Annotated in this window: 15 protein-coding genes; 11 read left to right on the top strand and 4 right to left on the bottom strand. The window is 69.7% G+C overall.

Going from position 1 to position 19,819, the window contains the following annotated elements:
• Nucleotides 1-6: 6 nt before the first annotated feature.
• The 10 genes from VZQ01_RS13900 to VZQ01_RS13855 all read left to right on the top strand — a co-directional run bounded on the left by VZQ01_RS13900 (nucleotide 7) and on the right by VZQ01_RS13855 (nucleotide 13,888).
• Nucleotides 7-594 (top strand): imm11 family protein, encoded by a 588-nt coding sequence (locus VZQ01_RS13900; RefSeq protein WP_426748058.1) that lies wholly within the window; start codon nucleotides 7-9, stop codon nucleotides 592-594.
• A gap of 301 nt (nucleotides 595-895) precedes the next feature.
• Entirely contained in the window at nucleotides 896-2,140 is a 1,245-nt protein-coding gene (locus VZQ01_RS13895; protein WP_426748057.1) for a TolC family protein, read from the top strand.
• Entirely contained in the window at nucleotides 2,137-2,697 is a 561-nt protein-coding gene (locus tag VZQ01_RS13890) for a hypothetical protein (protein WP_426748056.1), read from the top strand. Before VZQ01_RS13895 ends, VZQ01_RS13890 begins: the two co-directional genes overlap by 4 nt.
• Before the next feature lie 8 nt (nucleotides 2,698-2,705).
• Complete coding sequence (locus tag VZQ01_RS13885) at nucleotides 2,706-3,860, top strand: efflux RND transporter periplasmic adaptor subunit (protein ID WP_194869328.1); 1,155 nt, start codon at nucleotides 2,706-2,708, stop codon at nucleotides 3,858-3,860.
• Complete coding sequence (locus VZQ01_RS13880; protein WP_426748055.1) at nucleotides 3,860-7,033, top strand: efflux RND transporter permease subunit; 3,174 nt, start codon at nucleotides 3,860-3,862, stop codon at nucleotides 7,031-7,033. The genes VZQ01_RS13885 and VZQ01_RS13880 overlap by 1 nt, the downstream gene beginning before the upstream one ends.
• Before the next feature lie 36 nt (nucleotides 7,034-7,069).
• On the top strand, nucleotides 7,070-8,380 hold the full coding sequence (locus VZQ01_RS13875) for a cupredoxin domain-containing protein (protein ID WP_426748054.1): 1,311 nt from the start codon (nucleotides 7,070-7,072) through the stop codon (nucleotides 8,378-8,380).
• Nucleotides 8,377-8,952 (top strand): RNA polymerase sigma factor, encoded by a 576-nt coding sequence (locus tag VZQ01_RS13870; protein WP_426748053.1) that lies wholly within the window; start codon nucleotides 8,377-8,379, stop codon nucleotides 8,950-8,952. The genes VZQ01_RS13875 and VZQ01_RS13870 overlap by 4 nt, the downstream gene beginning before the upstream one ends.
• A 203-nt stretch (nucleotides 8,953-9,155) precedes the next feature.
• On the top strand, nucleotides 9,156-10,130 hold the full coding sequence (locus VZQ01_RS13865) for a GIY-YIG nuclease family protein (RefSeq protein WP_426748052.1): 975 nt from the start codon (nucleotides 9,156-9,158) through the stop codon (nucleotides 10,128-10,130).
• A 96-nt stretch (nucleotides 10,131-10,226) separates the two neighbouring features.
• Entirely contained in the window at nucleotides 10,227-12,719 is a 2,493-nt protein-coding gene (locus tag VZQ01_RS13860) for a heavy metal translocating P-type ATPase (protein ID WP_426748051.1), read from the top strand.
• 104 nt (nucleotides 12,720-12,823) lie between these two features.
• Nucleotides 12,824-13,888 carry a Rieske 2Fe-2S domain-containing protein gene (locus VZQ01_RS13855; RefSeq protein ID WP_223783507.1) on the top strand — a complete coding sequence of 355 codons (1,065 nt, stop codon included), beginning with the start codon at nucleotides 12,824-12,826 and terminating at the stop codon, nucleotides 13,886-13,888.
• A 1,678-nt stretch (nucleotides 13,889-15,566) separates the two neighbouring features.
• Here VZQ01_RS13855 and VZQ01_RS13850 read toward each other — a convergent pair.
• The 4 genes from VZQ01_RS13850 to VZQ01_RS13835 form a co-directional block, all read right to left on the bottom strand.
• Nucleotides 15,567-16,724: an IS4 family transposase gene (locus VZQ01_RS13850; protein ID WP_223783506.1), complete on the bottom strand. Its 1,158-nt coding sequence runs from the start codon at nucleotides 16,722-16,724 to the stop codon at nucleotides 15,567-15,569.
• Nucleotides 16,725-17,045: 321 nt separating this feature from the next.
• On the bottom strand, nucleotides 17,046-17,735 hold the full coding sequence (locus VZQ01_RS13845) for a helix-turn-helix transcriptional regulator (protein ID WP_223783505.1): 690 nt from the start codon (nucleotides 17,733-17,735) through the stop codon (nucleotides 17,046-17,048).
• Nucleotides 17,736-17,747: 12 nt separating this feature from the next.
• Nucleotides 17,748-18,158, bottom strand: a complete 411-nt coding sequence (locus VZQ01_RS13840; protein WP_223783504.1) for a DUF1761 domain-containing protein — start codon at nucleotides 18,156-18,158, stop codon at nucleotides 17,748-17,750.
• A gap of 84 nt (nucleotides 18,159-18,242) precedes the next feature.
• Nucleotides 18,243-19,100, bottom strand: a complete 858-nt coding sequence (locus VZQ01_RS13835) for a class I SAM-dependent methyltransferase (RefSeq protein WP_223783503.1) — start codon at nucleotides 19,098-19,100, stop codon at nucleotides 18,243-18,245.
• 74 nt (nucleotides 19,101-19,174) lie between these two features.
• On the opposite strand from VZQ01_RS13835, the gene VZQ01_RS13830 reads away from it, so the two are divergent.
• Entirely contained in the window at nucleotides 19,175-19,645 is a 471-nt protein-coding gene (locus VZQ01_RS13830; protein WP_223783502.1) for a helix-turn-helix domain-containing protein, read from the top strand.
• Nucleotides 19,646-19,819 lie beyond the last annotated feature (174 nt).

Below are 19,819 nucleotides of genomic sequence, written 5' to 3'. Positions count from 1 at the left end.
GGCCGGATGGAGCAGAACTTTTATTGGGTGGGGTTGGCGGACGTGCCTCGATGGCTCGTGGAGACGCCCACGCGGACATCCGGCGAGGCGTTCGAAGAGCCTTGGCTGTTCACGGATGGGCGTGTGCTTGAGGACCCTGGCTCCATCAGGTCCCAGGTGTCACACCCAGGGACGAAGCGCGCTTTCGTGTTTGGAGGAGTTGAGCGCACGCCGATCGTCAGTGAGGCGCTCGCGAACGTCTTCCGAAAGCTGGCTCCCGATGACGTCCAGCTGTTTCCGGTGACGGTGGAGGGGGCGCAAGAACGGTACTTCGTCGTCAATGCAACCAAGGTGGTTGATGCCATCGACGAGGCGCGATGCCGGGAGGTGCACCATGAGGACGGGGATGCACCTGCCCCTGGCTATGAAGGGGAGTACAGCTGGATCTACGGCCTGCGAATCGACCCCGCGAAGACCGAAGGCGCCCAGGTCTTCCGGCTGAAGCGGTTCAAGGTCGCGTTCGTTGTTTCGGAGGACATCAAGACTGCGCTCGAAGGAGTGGGGAACCTTGGAGTGTCGTTCGAGCGTGTGACCGGGCCGCACGAGCCTCGATGATGAATGATTGGCGTCACATTGCTTCCTTGGAGGGATGAGGGCGTCGGCCGGAGGCGGCCAGCGTTCTCTTGAATGCAGTACGGGCCGTGGCTCGCCGGCTGGCTGCTCATCCGGGTGACTTCCATCGCGGCCCATGAGCCCGGCAGGCGGTGATGTGCGCCGTGAGGCCACAAGGCCGTGCTCCGCTCGGGGCCATCACAGTGTGATGGTTTCGGTCACACCTGTGGCCTTGGTGCTGGCTCGTAACCTGTTGGAATCGCTGTGGGTCGGCGTGGGTACGGGGCTTGCGATGGAGCGGAGCATGTCGCTCGTGTCCGTCGCCTTGTCGCTCGTGCTGGCCGCCTCGCCCTCGGAGGCGTGGTCGCTGGAGCGCGTGGTGTCGGAGGCGCTGGCGCGCAGTCCGGAGGTCGCGGCCGCGCAAGCCGAGGAGCAGGGCGCCGAGGGCGTCCGCGCGACCGACGGCCGCTGGCCCCGCGCGAACCCCTCCGTCGAGCTGGCCCTGGTCACGGATGCGCTCACGGGGAACTCGGGTGAGCAGCGCACGGAGTTGGTGTTGAGCCAGTCCCTGGAGGTCGCAGGGCAGTCGGGGCTGCGCGTGGAGCGCGCGAGCGCGGCCCTGGCCGCTGCCCGTGCACGACGTCACGCGGTGATGCTGAGTGCTTCGGCGGGCGCGGTGGAGTCGGCCGTGGAGCTGGAGCGTCGTGAGGCGCGCGCGACGCTGGCGCGTGAGTCGCTCGAGCTGACGCGTCAGATGGAGGCGGCCACGGTGCGTCGCTTCGCCGCGGGCGATGTGTCGGAGCTGGACCGCAACGCCGCTGCCTTGGAGCGCGCGCGTGCGGAGGCCCGCGCGGCGCAGGCGGTGGCGGAGGTGGTGGCGGCTCGGGCCGAGCTGAATCGTCGCCTGGGTCGCTCGATGGACGCGGCCTTGCGTGTCTCGCTCGTGGACACCGCGACCCAGCCGCTGCCCTCGTCGCTGGAGGGTGAGCCCCCGAGCCTGGTCGCGGCGCGCGCCGAGGTGGCCGCGGCGGGCTCGGAGGTGGACCTGCTGCGCCGGGAGCGCATCTCGAGTCCGACGGTGTCCCTCGGCTACGAGCGTGAGCGACGGCCGGAGTCCCACGGCGCCTTCTCGGATGTGCACACCGAGCACCTGCTCATCGCGCGGCTCTCGGTGCCGCTGCCGCTGTGGGACCGGAACCAGCCCGAGCTCGCGCAGGCGCGGGCCCGACGCAAGGTGCGTGAATCGGAGCAGGTGGCGAGGGAGCGAGATGTGTCCGCGGAACAAGCCGTGGCGCGAGCGACGTTCGATGCGGCGCGCTCGGCGCATGAGTCACTGATGTCGGTGCGCCCCTCGGTGGACCGCAACCTGGAGTTGGTGCGTCGCGCGTACGAGGCCGGAGAGCTGGGGCTCGATGCCTTGTTCCTCGCGCGAGACAGGGCGTTCGCGGCGGCGGCGGAAGGTGTGGACGCGGCGGCCGCGCTCGTCCGGGCCCGTGTGGCCCTGCTGCGCTCGGCGGGGCGGCTCCCGACGGGACAGGTGCCGGAATGAGCACGTCGCCGAAGCATCTGGGGGTGCTCTGCGCGCTCGCGCTCCTGGCGTTCCCCGCCCTGGCGCACGAGGGCGAGTCGCATGGTGGACCGGCCGTGTCCTCCGGGGTTCGTGATGCGCAGCACGTGCTCGCGGCGACGGGGGACGTGTTCGAGGTCGTGCTCAAGCATCCCGAGCACTCCGGGACGCCGAAGACCCAGGTCCGCATCTGGGTCGCCGAGACAGAGACGAACGCCCCGGTGAGCGGCGCGCAGGTGGAGCTCACGCTCACGGGCAGCACCGTGCAGAAGCTGCCCGCGCGAATGCTGTCGGCAGGCGCCTACGAGACAGAGGCCCTGCTCGAACCCGAGACGGAGTGGGCCGCCGTGGTCACGGTGACGCGCGGCAACGACGTCGACGTGCTGGCGCTCGGCACGGTGCATCTCGAGGACGACCACGACACGTCGGGCGCCACCGGAGCCACGGAAGGCTGGCGTTGGGGCGCGGTGGGCGGCGCATCGCTGCTGGCGGTCGTCGGGGCGTGGTGGACGTCCCGCCGCAAGAAGGTGCGGACATGAGGTCGGTGATGCGGTCCACGTTCTCGCTGTTCCTCTGTCTCTCCCTGAGCGGCTCCGTCGCCCTGGCGCACACGGGCGAGTCCCACGCCGCCGCCCAGCCAGTCGTCACCGGCCCGTCCTTCTCCGTCCCGAAGGAGACGCAGTTCCTCCTGGAGGTCCGCACGCGCCGCGCGGCGGTGCGCTCGGTGGAGTCCCGACTGGTGACGCCCGGGAAGGTGGTGCCTCGCACCGACCGCATCGCCCAGGTGTCCGCGCCCGTCGCGGGGCGGGTGCTCGCGGCGAACGGCGCCGTGCCGCTCGTCGGCCAGCGCGTGAAGCGCGGCGAGGTGCTGGCGCTGGTGCAGCAGAGCCTCTCCACCTCCGAGTCCACCGGCCTGTCGACGAGCCACTTCCAGGCGGAGGCCGAGGTCTCCCGCGCCCAGGCCGCGCTGGAGCAGGCTCGACGGGACCTCACGCGCCTCGAGTCCCTCCAGGGCGTGGTGGCGGAGAAGGAGGTCCAACAGGCACGGCTCGCGGTGAGCACCGCCGAGCAGGAGTGGAGCCGGGCGAAGTCCGCGCGCGAGGTCCTCGCGGGCGCACGCCAGGGGCAGGGCACCGCGCGCGTCTCACTGGTCGCGCCCATCGACGGCGTGCTCGTGGAGGCCCGAGCCTCCGTGGGTGAGCAGGTGGACCCGTCGCGTCCGCTCTTCACCGTGCTGGACGCCTCCATCGTCTGGGTGGAGGCGCACGTCTACGAGGCCGAGGTCGCGCGGGCCGAGGGCACCACGGGTGCGCTCATCTCCACCGCGGCCTATCCCGGCCAGCACTTCCCGGCGAAGCCCTATCACGTGGGCCAGATGGTGGACGAGGCGACGCGCAGCGTGCGCGTGCTCTTCGAGGTCGACAATCGCCAGGGCCGACTGCGCCCCGGCATGTTCGTGGACGTGGCGCTCGGAGAAGGTGGACGCAAGGACGAGCTCGCCGTGCCGACGGATGCAGTCGTGGAGGACGAGGGCCGCGCCTTCGTCTTCATCCACACCGGGCCGGAGACGTTCGAGCTGCGCCCCGTGGTGCTCGGCGGCACGGATGGCGCGTGGAGGGCGGTGCGCCAGGGCTTGAAGACAGGAGAGCGGGTGGTGGTCTCCGGCGTGGCGGCGCTGCGGCTGGCGCGAGGGGGCCGCTAGTGCTGGACCACGTCATCCTCTTCTCGCTGCGCCATCGCCTGTTCGTCGTGCTCGCGGCGGTGGCGGTGCTGCTCTATGGCGGCTGGGTCGTCACGCGGCTCCCCGTGGACGTGTTCCCCGACCTCAACCGTCCCACCGTCACGGTGATGACCGAGGCGGGCGGCCTGTCCCCCGAGGAGGTGGAGACCCTCGTCACCACGCCCATCGAGACATCGATGAACGGCGCGCCCGGCGTGCAGCGGGTGCGCTCGTCCTCGGGCGTGGGCCTGTCCATCGTCTACGTGGAGTTCGACTGGGGCACGGACATCTACCTGGACCGGCAACTCGTCTCCGAGCGGCTCCAGGTGGCGCGTGAGCGCCTGCCGCGCGACGTGGCGCCCCATCTGACGCCCGTGTCCTCCATCATGGGGGAGATCCTCCTGCTCGGCGTGGAGAGCGAGGAGGGGCGCACGTCGCCGCTGGAGCTGCGCTCGCTGGCGGACTGGGTGCTGCGCCAGCGCCTGCTCACGATTCCCGGCATCGCCCAGGTGACGGTGCTCGGCGGCGGCGTGAAGCAGTTCCAGGTCCGCGTGGCGCCCGAGAAGCTCCTGGCCTTCGGGCTCACCTTCGAGGACGTGGAGCGCGCGGCGGGGCTGTCCCAGGGCAACACCACGGGCGGCTTCGTGGACAAGGGCGGGCGCGAGTACCTGGTCCGCAACCTCGCGCGCAGCGCCTCCGTGGAGGACCTTCGCGCCACGGTGGTCGCGATGCGGGACGGTGTCCCGGTGCGCCTCTCCCAGGTCGCCGAGGTGGACGTGGGCCCGGCGGTGAAGCGCGGTGATGGCGGCATGAACGGTCGCCCCGCGGTCATCCTCGCGGTGCAGAAGCAGCCCGGCGCGAGCACCCTCGCGCTGACGGAGCAGGTGGACGTCGCCGTGAAGGAGCTGCGCTCCACGCTGCCCGGGGACGTGCGCGTGGAGACGCTCTTCCGTCAGGCGGACTTCATCCAGGCCGCCATCGGCAACGTGGTGGAGGCGCTGCGGGACGGCGCGCTGCTCGTGGTGGTGGTGTTGTTCCTCTTCCTCGTCAACCTGCGCACCACCGCCATCACCCTCACCGCGATTCCACTCTCCTTCGTCATCACCGCGCTGGTGATGAAGGCGTTCGGCCTGTCCATCAACACCCTCACGCTCGGGGGCCTCGCGGTGGCCGTGGGCGAGCTGGTGGACGACGCCATCGTCGACGTGGAGAACGTCTACCGGCGCCTCCGGGAGAATCGGGCGAAGGAGCAGCCCGAGTCCGTGCTCCGCGTCATCTACCTCGCCTCCTCGGAGGTGCGTGGGTCCATCGTCTTCGCCACGCTCATCGTGGTGCTGGTGTTCCTGCCCCTGTTCGCGCTCGGTGGAATCGAGGGCCGCCTGTTCGCGCCGCTCGGCGTGGCCTACGTGGTGTCCATCCTCGCCTCCCTGCTCGTGTCCCTCACCGTGACGCCCGCGCTGTGTGCGTTCCTGCTCCCCAAGGGCCGCTTGCTGGAGCACGGCGATGGCGCCGTGGTGCGCTGGCTGAAGGCGCGGGCGCGCCATGTGCTCGACTTCTCGCTGGCCCATTCGAGCGCGGTGATGGTGGGGGCGACGATGCTGGTGCTTGGCGCGGTGGCGGTGGTGCCGTTCCTCGGGCGCTCCTTCCTGCCGCCGTTCAACGAGGGCACCGCCACCGTCAACGTGCTGGCACCTCCGGGCACGTCGCTGGAGGAGTCCAATCGCTTCGGGCTGCTGGCCGAGCGGCTCATCGCCTCCGTCCCCGAGGTGAAGACCGTGGGGCGCCGCACCGGCCGCGCCGAGCAGGACGAGCACGCGGAGGGCGTGCACTACTCGGAGCTGGACGTGGACTTCAAGGAGGGTGGGCGTCCTCGGGACGTGGTGCTCGCGGACCTGCGCGAGCGGCTGTCCGTGCTGCCCGGCCTGTCCGTGTCCGTGGGACAGCCCATCTCGCATCGACTGGACCACCTGCTGTCCGGCATCCGCGCGCAGGTGGCGGTGAAGCTCTTCGGGCAGGACCTGGAGGCGCTGCGAGGCAAGGCGGAGGAGGTGCGCGCCGTCATGGCCCAGGTGCCCGGCGTGGTGGACCTCCAGGTGGAGCAGCAGACGCTGATTCCCCAGCTCCAGGTGCGCCTGAAGCGCGAGGAGGCGGCGCGGCTGGGCGTCCAGCCGGGCGCGATGGCGGAGCAGCTCGAGAAGGCCTTCAACGGCGTGGTGGTGGGGCAGGTGCTGGAAGGCCAGCGGACCTTCGACGTGCTGGTGCGCTACGAGGAGCGCGCGCGGGTGGACGCGGAGGCCTTCCGTCGGGCGCTGGTGGATACGCCGTCGGGCGCGCGGGTGCCCGTGGCCGCGGTGGCCGAGGTGGTGGAGTCGCGCGGCCCCAACGTCATCCACCACGACCACCTCCAGCGGCGCGTGGTGGTGATGGCCAACGTAGCGGGCAGGGACCTGGGCAGCGCGGTGGAGGAGGTCCGCGAGCGCGTGGCCGCGAGCGTGGTGCTGCCGACGGGGACGTTCCTCTCGTACGAGGGGCAGTTCGAGAGCCAAGAGGCCGCGACGCGGCTCATCGCGCTGCTGTCCCTGGTGTCGCTCGTGGGCATGTTCCTGGTGCTGTACGCGCACTTCCGCTCGGCGCGCCTCGTGGCGCAGGTGATGCTCAACATCCCGCTCGCGCTGGTGGGCAGCGTGACGGCGGTGGTGCTCACCGGGCAGCCGTTGTCGGTGGCGACGCTCGTGGGCTTCGTCACGCTGTGCGGCATCGCCAGCCGGAACACCATCATGCTCATCTCGCACTACCTCCACCTGGTGGAGCACGAGGGCGCGGTGTTCGGTCGGGAGATGGTGGTGCGCGGCTCGCTGGAGCGACTGGTGCCCGTGCTGATGACGGCGCTCACGGCGGGGCTGGCGCTGGTGCCGCTGGCGCTCGCCTCGGGTGCTCCCGGCAAGGAGATCCTGCACCCGGTGGCCACCGTGATTCTGGGCGGGCTCATCAGCTCCACGCTGCTGGACCTGCTCGTCACGCCGGCCGTGTTCCACCGCTTCGGGCGTCCCGCGCTGGAGCGCTACCTGGCGCGCAAGGCGGCGGCGCGGACCGAGGATGACCTGACGCTCCCGGGGCCCCGGCCCGAGGGAGAGCGACTCGCGGGCTCGTATTGAGGCCCTCGCGGGCCCGCATTGGGATTGAGGAGAGAGATGAGACACGGATTCATCGCGGTGGTGGTGGCGGCGGGGATGGTGGCCGCATGCAGCAAGAAGGAGTCACCGGCGCCCGCGCCCGTCGCCGCCGCCGCGCGCTCGCATGTCGAGGAAGCGCCGCATGCGCACGCCGCGCCCCACGGTGGACTGGTGGAGTCGACGCCTCGGGGGCATCTGGAGTTGGTGACGACGCGGGCCGGCGGTTATCGCGTGTACCTGCTCGATGCGTCGCTCGCGCCGCGTCCGGTGGATGGGGCCACGGGCTCGGTGAAGGTGGCCAAGGGCGGCTATCCGGACGTCACGCTGACGCCCGCGGGAGACCACCTGTCGGGACAGGGACCCGAGCACGGCGATGACCACCTGGCCATGGTGGTGACGGTGGTGAAGGACGGGAAGCCGGAGGTCGCTCGCTTCGCCGCGCACCTGGAGGCGAACGGACACGGCAACGGGCTCGTGGGGACGCTGCGCGTGGCGCCCTGTCCCGCGACCCCTCCGGAGGGCCTGAGCGCCGCGGACTGCGCGAAGCAGGGCGGCGTGTACTCGCTGGTCCGGGACGGTGGCGCCACCACGCTGGTGCTCGCGGCGCCGGGACAGGACGCGAAGGGCCTGCTGAGCACCCGCGTGGGGCAGCGCGTGCATGTGAAGGGCACGGAGGCCGAGGGGCGCGTGGTGGCCGAGGCGGTGGCGTTGGAGCACGACCACACGCCCTTCCATGGTGGCGTCGTGGCGATGAGCGGCGACACGCATCTGGAGGTGCTGTCCCTGCGCTCCGGCGAGGTGCGGGTCTGGGTGACGGATGCCTTCCGGCAGCCGCTGCCGCTCGCGGGGCGCAAGGGCGTGGTGGAGGTGACGGGCGCCTCCGCGCCGCTGGTGCCCGAGGCGGGCGGCGCGTACCTGAGCGGCACGTTGCCTGCCTCGGACGTGGAGCGGGAGGTGACGGTGCGCCTGCCGATGCCCGAGGACGCGGAGTACTTCATCGGCTTCCTGCTGACGCCCACGGACGCGCCGAAGTCCGCCGCGAAGCCCGAGGCGACGGGCGGCGAGGCGGTGCAGGAGGTGACGATTACAGTTCAGGGCGGCTATCAGCCGAGCGAGGTGACGCTGAAGCAGGGGGTGCCCGCGCGGCTGCGCTTCGTGCGCAAGGACTCGGGGGGCTGCGGCGACGAGTTGCTCATCCCCGACTTCGGCATCCAGCGCCCGCTGCCTGGCCTGACGGAGACCGTGGTGTCCTTCGTGCCGGACAAGGTCGGCACGTTCGAGTTCACCTGCGGCATGCAGATGATGAAGGGCCAGCTGGTGGTCAAGTGAGCGCGTCCGAGGACACCGAGGTGGTGCGTGAGGAGGGCGACGCGGTGACGCGGGCGCTGGTGGAGAACCATCGCCAGTTCCTCGCCTTCGTGGAGCGGCGCGTGGGCAACCGCGCGACGGCGGAGGAGATCCTCCAGTCCGCCTTCGTGAAGTCGCTGGAGAGCCAGCGTGTCCTCGACGACGAGGAGGGCGCGGTGACGTGGTTCTACCGGCTGCTGCGCAACGCGCTGGTGGACCACTACCGCCGTCAGCAGGTGGAGGGCCGTGCGCTGGCACGCGAGGCGCTGGGAGCCGAGGAGCCCTCCGAGGACCCCGAGCTCAAGCAGGCGGTCTGCGCGTGCGTGGGCGAGCTGTTGCCCACCCTCAAGCCCGAGTACGCGCAGATGGTCCGCGAGGTGGACCTGGAGGAGCGCTCCGTGCTGGACGTGGCGTGGGAGGCGGGAATCACCCCCAACAACGCGGGCGTGCGCCTGCACCGCGCGCGGCAGGCCCTCAAGAAGCAGCTCGTGCGCAGCTGCGGCACCTGTGCGTCCCACGGCTGCCTCGACTGCTCGTGCAAGGCGCGCTCCTGAGCAGGCGGCGGGCGGGGCGCTCGGGCGCGGCGAGAAAGCGCTTGCCGAAGTCCCGGGCGCGCCGTTAACTCCTTCGCAGGTGCCGAGGGGCGCCTGCCCGAAAAGACGACGTCACCCTCGCTTCATCCGGCAGGTCCGACAGTTTCCGATGAGTTCCTTCCACGGCCCATGACACGGGTGGGGCCGCCGTTCAGGGACTTCTCATGGGAACCGTTGCAGACACCTCCGAGCCCCCCTCCCTCCAAGAGTGCAAGGTCCGCGCGTCGCTCCTGCTCAAGGCGCTCGCCGCGGACGACCCCGCGAAGGCCACGCGCGCGGCGGAGCGGCTGCGCGTGCTGCCCGGCTTCGCCAGCCTGTCCCTGGGCGAGGTGCTCGCGCGCCGTGACTCCATCCAGCGCAAGCACGCGCTCGCCGTCATCGCGAGGGAGCAGGGTCACGCCACCTGGAGCGACTTGAAGCAGGCGCTCGAGGCGCGCGACGCGCCCCAGGTCGACTTCGAGCGGCTGCTCTCCCGCACCGGCGGCACGTACCTCAATCGCTGGTTCACCTCCTACGAGGAGGCCGCCGCGTCGCTGCGCGAGTTCGGGGGCTACCTCTTCCCCTTCCGCGAGCAGTTCTTCATCTGCGAGCCCGGGCTCTTGGGCCTGCTCGGGCTGGACCCGGCGGACCCGGACTGGGCGAAGGCCGGTCCGGACTGGCTCGCGCCTCGCGATGCCCAGGCCCACGCGCGGCTCGAACAACGCCTGCTCCAGCGCTGCCGCGAAATCCCCACCCACCCCACGAGGAAGTCGCCCATGTCGTCCCCTGATGCCAACGCAAGCCGGGCCCGCCGCTCGGACCTCAAGCGCGAGTACAAGGAGAACCCTCCCGAGATGGGCGTGTTCGCCGTGCGCAACCACGCCAACGGCAAGGTGCTGGTGGGCTCGGCGCTCAACGTCCCGGGCATGCTCAACCGCATCCGCTTCGAGCTGACCATGAACATGCCCCGCATCCCCGCGCTGCTCGAGGACTGGAAGCGCCACGGCGCGGAGAAGTTCACCTTCGAGGTGCTCGACGTGCTCGAGCCGCCCAAGGAGCCCGGCGTGGACCTCAACGAGGAGCTGCGCGTGCTGGAGAACCTGTGGCTCGACCGCCTGAAGCCCTACGGCGACGCGGGCTACAACGCGCCACCCAAGTAGGCGGGCACGCCGCCGGTGCGGGTGCGCACCCTTACGGAAAATCGACTGTAAGAGTCCGCCGGGTGTCTCGTTGGCCCGGGGGAAAGGAGACGCACCATGCATCGCCACTCCCACCCGGGCTCCCACTCCCACCCGCACCCCTCGGCTCCCCATCCTCCGAGCGAGGGGGCGCACGCCATCGACCCGGTCTGCGGGATGAAGGTGGACCCGAGCGCTCCCAAGGGCGGCAGCCTGGAGCACGAGGGGCGGACCTTCCACTTCTGCAACCCGAAGTGCCGTGAGCGCTTCGGCGCGGACCCGGCGCGCTACCTCGCGCCACCCCCGGAAGCGCCCGAGCCGCCGCCTCCCGCCGCGCCGGGGACGATGTACGTGTGCCCCATGGACCCGGAGGTGCGTCAGGACCATCCGGGGGCCTGCCCGAAGTGCGGCATGGCGCTGGAGCCGGAGACGCTCTCCGTCCCCGAGACGCGCGTCGAGTACGTGTGCCCCATGCACCCGGAGGTGGTGCGCGAGGGGCCGGGGAGCTGCCCCCTCTGCGGCATGGCGCTGGAGCCGCGCACGGTGCTGCCCGAGGACAGGCCGGACCCCGAGCTGACGTCCATGTGGCGGCGCTTCCTGGTGGGCATGGGGCTCACGGTGCCGCTTCTGGTGCTGGCGATGTCGGACATGATTCCGGGGCAGCCCGTGCAGCACGCGGTGCCCGCGTCGGTGCTGGCCTGGGCGCAGCTGCTGCTGGCGACGCCCGTGGTGCTGTGGGGCGGCTGGCCCTTCTTCCAGCGCGGCTGGGCGTCGGTGAAGAACCGGCACCTCAACATGTTCACGCTCATCGCCCTGGGCACGGGCGCGGCGTATGTCTTCAGCGTCTTCGCCACGCTCTTCCCGGACCTGCTGCCCCACGGGCTGCGCACCGGACACGGAGGCACCGCGCCGCTGTACTTCGAGGCCGCCGCCGTCATCGTCACCCTGGTGGCGCTGGGGCAGGTGCTGGAGCTGAGGGCGCGGCACGCGACGTCCGGGGCGCTGCGCTCGCTGTTGAGCCTGGCGCCTCCGGTGGCGCGGCGCATTCGCGAGGACGGGCACGAGGAGGATGTGCCGCTCGCGCACGTGCACCCCGGTGACCGCCTGCGGGTGCGGCCTGGTGAGAAGGTGCCGGTGGACGGCGAGGTGCTGGAGGGCGCCAGCGCGGTGGACGAGTCGATGGTGACGGGCGAGTCCTTGCCGGTGGAGAAGTCGCGCGGGGAGAAGGTGACGGGCGGCACGGTGAATGGGACGGGCTCGCTGGTGATGAAGGCCGAGCGCGTGGGCAAGGACACGCTGCTGTCGCGCATCGTCCAGCGGGTGAGCGAGGCGCAGCGCACGCGCGCGCCCATCCAGCGGCTGGCGGACAAGGTGGCGGCGGTCTTCGTGCCGGTGGTCATCGCGGTGGCGGTGGTGACGGCGGTGGTGTGGGGTGTGTGGGGGCCGGAGCCTCGGCTGGCGCACGCGCTGGTGAACGCGGTGGCGGTGCTCATCATCGCGTGCCCGTGCGCGCTGGGCCTGGCCACGCCCATGTCCATCATGGTGGGGACGGGGCGGGGCGCGCAGGCGGGTGTCCTCATCCGCGACGCGGCGGCGCTGGAGCGGCTGGAGGCGGTGGACACGCTGGTGGTGGACAAGACGGGCACGCTCACCGAGGGCAAGCCGAGGCTGGTGTCGGTGGTGGCCTCGGAGGGCATCGACGAGGCGACGCTGCTGCGGCTGGCCGCGAGCCTGGAGCGGGGCAGCGAGCATCCGTTGGCGGAGGCGATTGTCTCCGGCGCGAAGGAGCGCGGGGCGGTGCTGACGGCGGTGGAGGACTTCCGCTCGGAGACGGGCAAGGGCGTGGTGGGGCGGGTGGACGGCGTGGAGGTGGCGCTGGGCAACGCCGCGCTGATGTCGGCGCGCGGCGTGGAGGCCACGGCGCTGACGGCGCGGGCCGAGTCGCTGCGTCAGGAGGGGCAGACGGTGGTGCTGGTGGCGGTGTCGGGCCGCGCGGCGGGGCTCCTGGGCGTCGAGGACCCGGTGAAGGAGTCGACGCCGGAGGCCTTGTCGCTGCTGCGCCAGGAGGGGCTGCGCGTGGTGATGCTGACGGGGGACAGTCAGACGACGGCGGAGGCGGTGGCGCGCAGGCTGGGCATCTCCGAGGTCATCGCGGGGGTGTTGCCGGAGGGGAAGGGGGACGTGGTGAAGCGGCTGCAGCAGGAGGGCCGCGTGGTGGCGATGGCGGGAGATGGGGTCAACGACGCGCCGGCGCTGGCGCAGGCGGATGTGGGCATCGCGATGGGGACGGGGACGGACATCGCGATGGAGAGCGCGGGTGTCACCCTGGTGAAGGGGGACCTGAGGGGTATCGTCCGGGCGCGCCGGCTGAGTCAGGGGGCGCTGCGCAACATCCGGCAGAACCTCTTCTTCGCCTTCATCTACAACCTCCTGGGCGTTCCCCTGGCGGCGGGGGTGCTGTACCCCTTCTTCGGCCTGCTCCTGAGCCCCATCTTCGCCAGCGCGGCGATGAGCCTGTCCTCGGTGTCGGTCATCGCCAACGCGTTGAGGTTGCGGCGGCTGAAGCTGTAGGTCCGGGAGGCGCCGGGGGAGGGCGACTGCTCGCCCCCCGACGGGCGGCGCGGGCCCGCGAGGGAAGACGTGCACCGGCCGTGCGGGCCATTAGACTGCGTCGTATGAGCCCGCCCGCCGGTCACGTCTCCGTCGTCAACCTGCCGAATGCGTGGTTCATCCTCTGTTCCTCGCGTGAGCTGAAGGACAAGCCGCTGGCGCGCACGCTCCAGGGCACGCCGCTGGTGCTCTTCCGGGGTGAGGGCGGCACGCCTGGCGCGCTGGTGGACCGCTGCCCGCACCGCAACGTCCCGCTGTCGCTGGGGCGCGTGAAGGGCGGACAGCTCCAGTGCGGCTACCACGGCTGGAAGTTCGACACGGGCGGGCAGTGCCGCGCCATCCCGGGGTTCATGGGTGAGCCGGAGGCCCGCTCGCGCTGCGCGACGTCGTATGCGACGCGGGAGCAGGATGGGTTCATCTGGGTGTACTCGACGCCCGGCGCGGTGCCCACGACGGAGCCGTTCCGCTTCCCGCTGCTGGAGGCGGGGGACTACACCACGGTGCGCCGCATCCTGCGCGCGCCGGGCTCGCTGCACGCGACGCTGGAGAACACGCTCGACGTGCCGCACACGGCGTACCTGCACGGGGGCTTGTTCCGCACGGAGGAGAAGCGCAACGAGATTGACGTGGTGGTGCGGCGCAGCGCGGACCGGGTGGAGGCGGAGTACATCGGCGAGCCGCGTCCCAGCGGCGTCGTGGGGAGGCTCCTGGCTCCGGGCGGTGGCGTGGTGCAGCACTTCGACCGCTTCCTGATGCCGTCGATCGCGCAGGTGGAGTACCGCATCGGCGAGGGGAGCCATATCATCGTGACCTCGGCGATGACGCCCGTGTCGGAGTGGGACACGATGGTGTACGCGGTGGTGACGTTCCGGCTGCCGCTGCCGCGCTGGCTCCTGCGCGCCGTGCTGCCCGTGGCCATGCCGGTGGCGCTCCACATCTTCAACCAGGACGTGCGCATCCTGAAGACGCAGACGGAGACCATCCGGCGCTTCGGCACGGAGACGTATGCGTCCACGGAGATTGATGTGCTCGGCCCCGGAATCCTCCGCCTGCTGCGCGCCGCCGAGCAGGGCAAGACTGGCGCCGTGGGCGATGCCGTGCACGAGACGCGGCTGAAGATGCGGACGTGAGTCCCCACACCACCACTATGTTCAGGTGGTGGGTGAGGTCATTGGTGTCCACACCGCAAGGTCAATCGCAGGTGTCCTGTCGGGGGCGACCTAGCGTTTTCTCGGGGAGGAGCTTCTCGGTGACGGGAGAGGTGACTTCCCTCTTGCTGGTGTTTCCGCCCGCCAGTGTGCCTAGCAGCTTCATGCAATGGAGTTGGTAGGGGGGCTCCCTGACGGCATCAGGATTGCCCGCGTGCCGGAAGTCCCGCTGATAAGCGCGGTTGGACTTCCGGTAGTACTCCACTGCATCCCGGAGTTGCCCAGCCTGTTCCGAGAGCTGGCCGCGTGCACCCCAGCACATGGCGCTCGCGGTCGCGGCATTCTTGCCCAGGAACTCATCCAGAACGATGGCTGCACGCTGCGGGTTTCCCCTCGCCACCTGATAGTCTGCTTGGGCTCGCACGGCATCGCATGCCAGCGAGGCGGTCAGCTCAGCCGGTGCCGCTTGCACGGTGAGCTGGGCGCTATAGGGAACCGTTACCCTCCAGCCTTCCCCTCCACCCTCCACGCTTTGCGGAGCCAGCTCAGCCTCGAGTTGATAGACCCCGGGTTGCAGCCTTGCTGTTTCTTCTGGAGCGAGTACGAAGTGAACTGTCTGTCTGCGGGTTGGAGTCGCTCGACGGCTCACGACCAGTCGCTCGGAAGAATTCGTCGTGGGATTGAACGGCCAGTTCAGTAGCGGAGGGCGGGGCTTGCCTCGGAGGTTCCCCCTCGGTCGCAGCCATGCATCCAGGTGGAGATGTTGGTGCCAGCCCGGTGCGAGCACGGTGTCCCTCGAGCCGTCGGCATCACCGCGCTCCGCATGGACGATCTCCACGTCCACTACGAGTGGCCACCCTGGGACCAGGGTGGCTGGGCGGGGTGTCACGTAGAGTCGTGGCTGTTCGGGATGTGCTTGTGCCGAGAGTTGGGCGGCAGCCAAGCCCCCTTTGAGGCATATCAATACCCCCAAAGGATAAACTAAGCGCTTCATCATGGCGCACCCTCTAAGGATGATAAAGTCATTGACGCATGTCCGATGTACGCAGTTGCCGCGGCCAGCCGCAGCGTTTCCATGGCGGGATGGTTGAGGGCTGCCATTTGGATAGGTCCGGTTCGAGTTGAAGGTTTTCCCTACTCCATCTAAGCATAGGGACACTCCGAAAGGCTCGGGAGGATTGATGAAGTAGCGTGCGCCTGGCTCCGTCGCGTACTTAATAGCATTTGCGACTGGGTAGCGCATGAAGCATGTTTCATCGCCGCTGAATAGTCCATGTAGTTGCGTGGAAAGGGTGACACTGGTGGACATGGTTGACGAAATCACCTGCCCCGTCGCTTCCAGTTTTAGGATAATGGGCACTCCTGGTGGCGTTTGATTCACGAATTCAAGGAATGAGCCATTGGGTTGAAGCGCCCAGTGCGCATCCTGAATTCCTCCTTCCCCATGATGCGGGATATTCACTGAATGCCCTAGTTCGTGCGCGACAGTCCATACGAGCTTGTCTCCAGTAGCCAAGTGCGAGAGTTCGATCTGGGAGATTTTCTTCGGGGTGTTGGGGCCACCGTAGGTTTGTGAAACCGGGTTTTGTGTATTGGTTGCGAGTCGCATTACAACAGCATGCTGCTTTTCTCTGTGTCGACGCCCCTCTGAGCCATCCCCTCATATGAAGCCAAGCGCTTCTTGGAAAACCCGCTGGCCGTGAAGGAGCTCGGAGAGGCGCTCGACGAGAGGCCGCAGGCGCTCCTCCTTCATCATGGGAATGGCCTGGTAATACATGCAGCCCTGACGGAAGAGCGAGTAGGTGCGCGTCTTGACGGTGTTGGCCTTCAAGCCCTTTTCCATGCCGAGGCTCTCCCCGGCGGCGCCCAGCAGCGTCAGCAGCACCTGGGCCAGGGCGCTCACCAGCAGCAGCCTGTCTCGGCGCTCGGGGCTCTTCACCCGCACGGCGGACAGCCCCATCCCGAATCTCAAATCCTTGACGTCCCGGAACGTCTCCTCGCACGAGAAGCGCCGCGAGTAGAGGTCCACCACCTGGCGCGCGCTGGCCGTGCCCAGGCTGGTGGCCAGACACCACGGCTCCTTCATGCCCTTCTGGTGCACCAGCACCACCGCGGGCACCGACGTGCGGTCCGCCGTCACGTGCACCTGCGTCAGCTTCTTGGCGTGCCCACTGGCCGGTATCCACTCAGCCGCCGGCCGCTGGTGCCCGCCTTCCACCTGCACCCGCACGTCCTTGCGAAAGCGCACCACGTATTCGAAGCCCGCCTGCTCCAGCAGGGCGTACAGCCGCTGGTCCGCGAAGCCCCGGTCCGCCAGCACCGTCACCTTCACTCCGTCGGGCACGCACTCCTTCAACCGCAGCAGCAGCTCGTCCTCCGCCTGGGCCCGGTTGCCCGCCAGCGCGCTCTTCTGCAGCGTCATCCACAGCAGGGGCGTGGTGCGTCCATGCGAGGTGACAAGGCTGGCCACCAGCGTGGTGTGGTCGTCGGCCTCGAAGTCCGTCCAGTCCAGCGCCACCAGCGCCTCGGGGCGTTCGGCCAGCACGTACGGCACCCACGCGCCCGCCAGCTTCCACACCTCGACTCCCTCATTGGACAGCAGCCGGTCCACCTGCTTGATGCCGTGCTTCTCCATTCCGCCTCGGGCCCACGCCAGCGCCTGACCTATGGCGTGCACCGACAACGACGCGGCGTGCACCACGCCCAGCGTCGCATGCGACAGCGACAGCACCCTCTTGGCGTGCAGGTCCTCCTCGAACAAACTCTCCAGGAACGCCCGCACCTGCTCTTCGTTGATGGCCACCTTGCGTACCAGCATGGCCTCTCTTCCTGCACTCCACCACTCAGCCTCGCACGGGGCTATCAGGTAGGCGGCTGGCGATCCGCTCGCTCAAATGCGGGGATCGCTCAGGGTTGCAGCCTGAGCCGGAGCACGAGGCGGCTCAAGGCTGCCCGGAGGGCGCCGCCGCTAGGCAGCCGGAGGGCCTTGCACGGACTCAGGATTCCGGCGTCCATCCTCCATCCGGCTCACCCGTCCATCAACAAGGCGGTGCGGCGCTGCTCATTGAGCGATGACGGCGCTCTCTTTCCGGGGCCAGGGCAGCCGGCGTGATGCGCTCTCGGAGTCGTGGGGATTGCTCTACTTCGCGAGCTTCAGCTGGGCCTCCCAGCGTCTGCGCAAGGTCGCGCGTCGCTCGGGGTAGGGTGTGTCGAGGAAGTCCACGCTGAGCAGGCGCTCGGTCCTGAAGTAGCGGAAGTCGCGCCTCAGTTCACACCATGCAATCAATACGCGGACGCCCGTCACGTAGCCCACGAGGATGGGCCACACCGTGCGCTGGCTCGTGAGGCCCTCCGCATCGGCGTAGTGGAGATGGAGCTTCAGCTGCTTCCGTGACCACTCCCGCAGCCGACCCAGGTCGACCGTGCCGTCCGGGTGCTTGTGCCTCGCCGGTGGAGTGCCCACCACCGGGTCGTCGACCAGCTCGCGCAGGTGCTCCGGGACGATGGCGGCGACCTTGGCCAGAACGCCTTCCGCCGCCGTCGACAACGTCTTGTCCGCGTTGGCCGCCACCCACTGCGCTCCGAGTACCACCGCCTCGATTTCGCTGGGTGTCAGCATCAACGGCGGCAGGTCGAAGCCGCGCTCCAGCACGTAGCCGACCCCCGCTTCGCCCCGAATCGGCACCCGGCGCGCCATCAACGCCGCGAGGTCCCGGTACACGGTGCGCTGACTGGTCTCGAGCTTCTCGGCGATGGCGCTGGCCGTCAGTGGACCCTTGGCCCGTCGCAACACCTGAAGAATCTCGAACAGCCGGTCCGCGCGTCGCATGCGTCCTCTGCGCTATGCCATCGCGGTGAGGATAGCGCAGCTCACGAGGTTGCTGACCAGGAAGTAGGGCGCGTTGATGACCCCGTACAACAGCGGCCTGGGCATGTTCGGGTTGATGGCCACGTTGAACACCGTGGCGACGAGATAACCGAGTCCGCTGATGACGCCGAACGCGAGCGCGTTCGACATCGTGTCGATGTGGAACGAGCGCAGCAGGACCGCGCTCGTCATCGTCACCACGAGTCCGCAGAGCAGGGGACCCGCGATGAAGAGGGGCTCCGGCTTGCGGCCCGCCAGGTCGGTGCGCGCGAGCGCCAGCGCATATGGCTTCGGGATGACCCCCATGTACCACGCGGCGCCGAGCACCTGCAGCGCCACCGTCGAGAGGAGAACCGCGAGCCAGTTGATTGAAAGCGTGAACATCGTGTGCGTCCCGGTTGAGGTGAGACGCACGGAGTACCGCCACCCTGTTGCCACCGTGGTGGCAGCAGTGAATGGGACACCGTCCTACGTGGCGACGGACGGAGCGCGGGCCTCGATGCGCCAGCAGGCCGCCGTGAGCCGCACCTCGTCGCCGTGGACGAAGGGGCTGAAGGCCGTGAGGAGGGTGTCGACGAGCCGGGCGCGTGCCTGTTCATCGAGCTCCTGAATCACCCGACCCACGGGGCCGAGCCGGGTGACGTACTGAGCCAGGCTCCGCGCGGGCATGGTGCACGGAACGTCGATGGCGCGCAGGGTGATGTCCGTCCAGCCGCTCTGCTCCAGGATGCGCTGGACGCGGTCCGGGTCCGCGAAGGCGAACTGTCCCGGTGCGTCCGGGATGCGGGGAGGGATGTTCGTCAGGTAGGGCGCCGCGGCCTTCTCCGCGGTCGTCATGAACGGGTTCTCCTCCGGGCTCCTCCAGGCGATGCAACACAGCCGGGCGTCACCGGTGGCCGCGCGTCGGAGGTTCGTGAAGGCCCGGACCGGGTCGTCGAAGAACATGACGCCGAACCGGGACATCACCAGGTCGAACGACGCGGGCTCGAAGGCATGGGTCTCCGCGTTCGCTTCGATGAAGCGGGCGGCCACGTGCTGTGCCTCGGCTTGTTCCCGCGCCACGGCGAGCATCGGCGTGGAGACGTCGAGTCCGACACACTGTCCCGTCGTGCCGAGATGCCGGGCGACGGCGAGCGTCGTGCTCCCCGTTCCGCAGCCCACGTCGAGCACCCGGTGGGCGCCCGCGGCCCGCACGGCTTCGATGAGCAGGGTCTCGAAGGGCTTGAACAACTGCTCGAGCACCTCCCGGGTGTCCACCCAGGCGTGTCCCGCGGGGCCCTTCCAGAGGGCCTCCTGCTCCAGGGGGGATGAGGTTCCGGCGGTCATCGCGTGTCTCCTTTACCGATGAGATGTGCTGTGGACGCTAGAGTGCCAGTTCAAGTCGACTTGAGGTCAAGTGGATGAAAGACCTGGACATCACCGAGGTGGCGCGTCGCTCGGGCGTACCCGCCTCGACGCTGCGCTTCTACGAGGAGAAGGGGCTGCTCGCCTCGACGGGCAGACGGGGCCTGCGCCGCCTGTTCGGTCCGGAGGTGCTGGAGCGGCTCGCGCTCATCGCGCTGGGACGGGAGGCAGGGTTCTCGCTGGAGGAGATTGCCCGGATGTTCGCGCCGGATGGGCGCCTGGCCATCGACCGGAAGCTGCTGGTGGAGAAGGCGGAGGAACTCGACAGCTCCATCCGGCGACTGAGCGCCATGCGCGACGGCTTGAGGCACGCCGCGAGCTGTCCCGCGCCGAGCCACCTGGAGTGTCCCCGCTTCCGCCGACTGCTGTCGGCCGCCGTGTCCTCCCGCCGCGGGAGCGCCGCGCCGAAGGGCCGGGAACGAGCGCCGCGGAAACGGACGCCTCCCAGGCGTCGTCCGAGACTGTGAAGCACTCCAGGCCACCGCCCTCCATCGACGTGCGGGAGCGCATCGAGCACCCGTGCGGGGTCGAGGGCTCGTCGGACCTCCCGGGCCTTGTCGGCCGTGGACCGGACATGGGGCGTCGGGCGTCTGACAATCCGTCGCGGATGTGAGGGCTTTCAAACCCTCCGAGCCCACCTG

Source organism: Myxococcus faecalis, assembly GCF_050039385.1.
GTDB classification, from domain to species: domain Bacteria; phylum Myxococcota; class Myxococcia; order Myxococcales; family Myxococcaceae; genus Myxococcus; species Myxococcus fulvus.
Note: the sequence above shows the minus strand (reverse complement) of the source record. Positions and strands in the feature narration are given on the sequence as shown.

Excerpts from the sequence above, each read along its gene's own strand:
- VZQ01_RS13900 (WP_426748058.1), top strand. The coding sequence starts at position 7 with ATGGAGCAGAACTTTTATTGGGTGGGGTTGGCGGACGTGCCTCGATGG.
- VZQ01_RS13895 (WP_426748057.1), top strand. The coding sequence starts at position 896 with ATGTCGCTCGTGTCCGTCGCCTTGTCGCTCGTGCTGGCCGCCTCGCCC.
- VZQ01_RS13890 (WP_426748056.1), top strand. The coding sequence starts at position 2,137 with ATGAGCACGTCGCCGAAGCATCTGGGGGTGCTCTGCGCGCTCGCGCTC.
- VZQ01_RS13885 (WP_194869328.1), top strand. The coding sequence starts at position 2,706 with ATGCGGTCCACGTTCTCGCTGTTCCTCTGTCTCTCCCTGAGCGGCTCC.
- VZQ01_RS13875 (WP_426748054.1), top strand. The coding sequence starts at position 7,070 with ATGAGACACGGATTCATCGCGGTGGTGGTGGCGGCGGGGATGGTGGCC.
- VZQ01_RS13865 (WP_426748052.1), top strand. The coding sequence starts at position 9,156 with ATGGGAACCGTTGCAGACACCTCCGAGCCCCCCTCCCTCCAAGAGTGC.
- VZQ01_RS13860 (WP_426748051.1), top strand. The coding sequence starts at position 10,227 with ATGCATCGCCACTCCCACCCGGGCTCCCACTCCCACCCGCACCCCTCG.
- VZQ01_RS13855 (WP_223783507.1), top strand. The coding sequence starts at position 12,824 with ATGAGCCCGCCCGCCGGTCACGTCTCCGTCGTCAACCTGCCGAATGCG.
- VZQ01_RS13850 (WP_223783506.1), bottom strand. The coding sequence starts at position 16,724 with ATGCTGGTACGCAAGGTGGCCATCAACGAAGAGCAGGTGCGGGCGTTC.
- VZQ01_RS13845 (WP_223783505.1), bottom strand. The coding sequence starts at position 17,735 with ATGCGACGCGCGGACCGGCTGTTCGAGATTCTTCAGGTGTTGCGACGG.
- VZQ01_RS13840 (WP_223783504.1), bottom strand. The coding sequence starts at position 18,158 with ATGTTCACGCTTTCAATCAACTGGCTCGCGGTTCTCCTCTCGACGGTG.
- VZQ01_RS13835 (WP_223783503.1), bottom strand. The coding sequence starts at position 19,100 with ATGACCGCCGGAACCTCATCCCCCCTGGAGCAGGAGGCCCTCTGGAAG.
- VZQ01_RS13830 (WP_223783502.1), top strand. The coding sequence starts at position 19,175 with ATGAAAGACCTGGACATCACCGAGGTGGCGCGTCGCTCGGGCGTACCC.